At 65.3% G+C, this 1,186-nt stretch carries 1 protein-coding gene; it reads left to right on the forward strand.

All coding sequences use genetic code 11. The features are described from left to right. On the forward strand, nucleotides 1-1,176 hold a 1,176-nt coding region (gene tuf, locus VQ042_RS25610), incomplete at its 5' end, for an elongation factor Tu (RefSeq protein WP_331823054.1). Nucleotides 1,177-1,186: the final 10 nt, after the last annotated feature.

Genomic DNA, 1,186 nt, shown 5'->3' on the forward strand with positions numbered 1-1,186 from the left:
ATGGCCAAGAGCAAATTCGAGCGCAACAAGCCGCATGTGAACATCGGCACGATTGGTCACGTCGACCATGGCAAGACGTCGCTGACGGCGGCGATCACGAAGTATTTCGGCGAATACCGTGCGTATGACCAGATCGACGCGGCGCCGGAAGAGAAGGCACGCGGCATCACGATCTCGACGGCGCATGTGGAGTACGAGACGGAAGCGCGTCACTACGCCCATGTCGACTGCCCGGGCCATGCCGACTACGTGAAGAACATGATCACCGGCGCGGCGCAGATGGACGGCGCGATCCTGGTGGTGTCGGCGGCCGACGGCCCGATGCCCCAGACCCGCGAGCACATCCTCCTGGCGCGCCAGGTCGGCGTTCCGGCGATCGTGGTGTTCCTGAACAAGGTCGACCAGGTCGACGACGAGGAACTCCTGGAGCTGGTCGAGCTCGAGGTTCGCGAGCTGCTGTCGTCCTACGACTTCCCAGGCGACGACATTCCGATCATCAAGGGTTCGGCGCTGGCGGCGCTCGAGGATTCCGACAAGACCATCGGCGAGGACGCGGTCCGTCAGCTGATGAAGGAAGTCGACGCCTATATCCCGACGCCGGAGCGTCCGATCGACCAGCCATTCCTGATGCCGATCGAGGACGTGTTCTCGATCTCGGGCCGCGGCACGGTGGTGACCGGCCGCGTCGAGCGCGGCATCGTGAAGGTGGGCGAGGAAGTCGAGATCGTCGGCATCCGCGACACCAAGAAGACGACGGTGACGGGCGTCGAGATGTTCCGCAAGCTTCTGGACCAGGGCCAGGCGGGCGACAACATCGGCGCGCTGGTTCGCGGCGTGGACCGCGAGGGCGTCGAGCGCGGGCAGGTGCTGTGCAAGCCCGGTTCGGTGAAGCCGCACACGCGGTTCATGGCCGAGGCCTACATCCTGACGAAGGAGGAGGGCGGTCGCCACACGCCGTTCTTCACGAACTACCGTCCGCAGTTCTACTTCCGCACGACGGACGTGACGGGCGTGTGCACGCTGCCGGAGGGCACCGAGATGGTGATGCCGGGCGACAACGTGACGATGGACGTGACGCTGATCGTGCCGATCGCGATGGAAGAGAAGCTGCGCTTCGCCATCCGTGAAGGCGGCCGCACCGTCGGCGCCGGCATCGTCGCCTCGATCGTCGCGTAACGACGGAACG

This window comes from Aurantimonas sp. A2-1-M11 (assembly GCF_036549475.1).
Classification (GTDB): domain Bacteria; phylum Pseudomonadota; class Alphaproteobacteria; order Rhizobiales; family Rhizobiaceae; genus Aurantimonas.